The following is a 2,043-nucleotide window of genomic DNA, read 5'->3' on the forward strand; positions in this document are numbered from 1 at the left end:
GAGGGTCGGCTGGACGCCGTCCGGGACCTGGTCACGGTCGGTCGGTGAGCGACGCCCACGTGGTTCTCGGCGCCGTCGCGGTCGCCGTGGCGGCCTGGCTCGGAGCATCGCTGCCAACCCCGGTCGTGGCCGCCGCGGTCGTGATGGCGGTGCTGCGCCGCCGTCCGTTGACGGTGCTCGTCGCCCTGGTGGCCGTGGCGGGACTGCGCTCGGGCGACGCCCGCTCGGCGCTCGAGTCGCCGTTGCCCGCCCGGGTGGCGGGAACGGCGCAGTTGGTGTCGGACCCCCGTCCCGGCGACCACGGCAGCACGGTCGAGCTGCGCGTCGCCGGCCGTCGGTACCAGGCCCAGGTCGATCGGAGCGACGAGTGGGTCCTGCGCCCCCTGCTCAGCGGTGAGCACGTCGAGGTGGTGGGCCGGCCCCGCCCGTTCCGCGGCGCGCCGGTGGGGTGGCAGCGGTCCCGTCACCTGGCCGGGCGCCTGGTCGTCACGCACATCGAACGGGGACCGCCCGCCGCGCCGTGGTTCGCTCTGGCCAACGCCGTGCACCGTCGGTTGGCCGCCGGGGTGGGGTCCTTCGACGAGCGGGCCCGTTCGCTGTACCTCGGCCTGGTCGTCGGCGACGACCGCGCCCAGGACGATCTGGCGCGCTTCCGGTTCCAGGCGACCGGACTGGGCCACCTCCTGGCGGTCAGCGGTCAGAACGTGGCGTTCGTCCTGCTGCTGGTCCGCCCGGTGGCGTCGAGGGTCCCGCTCAGGGTCCGATGGATCCTCGGGGCCGGGGCGTTGGTCGCGTTCGTGCTGGTGACCAGGGCCGAGGCGTCGGTCCTGCGCGCAGCGGCCATGGCACTGGTGGCGCTGCTCGCCGCGACCTCGGGTCGGGTCACCTCGGGGGCCCGGATGCTCGCCCTGGCCGTGGGTGCCCTGGTGCTGGTCGACCCGCTGGTGGTGTCGGGACTGGGGTTCCAGCTGTCGGTGGCCGCGACGGTGGGTCTGCTGGTCGGCGTCGGACCGTTGGTCGAGCGGGTGCGGGGGCCACGCTGGTTCTCCGAGGCGGTCGCCACCACCGTCAGCGCCCAGCTGGCGACGGCTCCGCTGCTGATGGGGCTCAACGGAGGCGTGCCGTCGGTGGCGACGCTGACCAACGTCCTCGCCGTTCCCGCCGCCGGGGCGGTCATGGTCCTCGGGCTCACGGCCGGGGTCGTCGCCGGCTTCGTCGTCGATCCCGCCGCCGCGGTGCTCACCGCTCCGGCCCGCCTGCTCGTCGGCTGGATCGACGGGGTCGCCGAGGTCGGATCGCACTCGCCGTTGCCGCTGCTCGGACCGCTGCGACTCGCGGCGCTGATCGTCGCCGCGGTGCTGGCGGCGCGGCGGCGGGGCCCGACCACGTCCGCGGTCACGTGGGCGCGGGCGGTCGCGGCCGTCGTGTTGGTCGCGGTGGCGTTGTGGCCCGTCCGGGCACCGTCGAGCGCGACCCGGGTCTCTCCGGGAGTGCTCGTCGGTGACACCGTCTGCGGGCGCACCGTGCAGCTCGAGGGGAACCCGGACGTGTCCGACACCCTGGCGGCGCTGCAGCGTGCCGGGGTGATCCACGCGGACGTGGTCGTGGGTGTCTCCGCCCGGGCGGTGGTGCCGGTCGCCACCCAGCTCCGAGCAGACGTGGCCATCGGGGACGATCGGGGGTGCCGTGTAGCTTGAGCGCCCGTGGAGCCGCAGGTCGTCACCGAGTCCGCCTACGAGGCCCTCCACCCGCCGGTACGCGAGGCGAACCGCTCGGCGTCGCTCCGGGAGCGACTGGCCGAGGTCCGTCGACTGGCAGCCGAGGGGACGCCCGTGGCGCTTCACCTCGACCCCGCCGACGGCCCGGCCGTCTCGGTAGCCACGGCCGCGGTCGAGGCCGGAGCCAGCGTCCTGGTGCTCCCCGGCCCCGCGTCCGAGGAGGATGCCGCGCCGGTCGCGCTCGAGCGTGAGGTGCGTCGGGCGGCCGACGTGACCGCCGCCCTCGTCGCCGCACGTGGAGCGGTCCGATGAGCGGCGAGATCCA

Annotated in this window: 2 protein-coding genes; both read left to right on the forward strand. The window is 75.6% G+C overall.

Annotation, left to right across the window (positions count from 1 at the left end; translation table 11 throughout):
- Positions 1–44: 44 nt before the first annotated feature.
- The gene (locus R2740_RS18415) at positions 45–1,697 is read left to right on the forward strand and encodes a ComEC/Rec2 family competence protein (protein ID WP_371304153.1); all 1,653 of its coding nucleotides are present in this window, start codon (positions 45–47) and stop codon (positions 1,695–1,697) included.
- A gap of 6 nt (positions 1,698–1,703) precedes the next feature.
- A complete protein-coding gene (locus tag R2740_RS18420) occupies positions 1,704–2,030 on the forward strand; it encodes a hypothetical protein (protein ID WP_371304154.1) in 327 nt (108 codons plus the stop codon).
- The last annotated feature ends 13 nt before the right edge of the window (positions 2,031–2,043 follow it).

The sequence above is a fragment of the Nocardioides sp. genome (genome assembly GCF_041393715.1).
In the GTDB taxonomy this organism is placed as follows: domain Bacteria; phylum Actinomycetota; class Actinomycetes; order Propionibacteriales; family Nocardioidaceae; genus Nocardioides.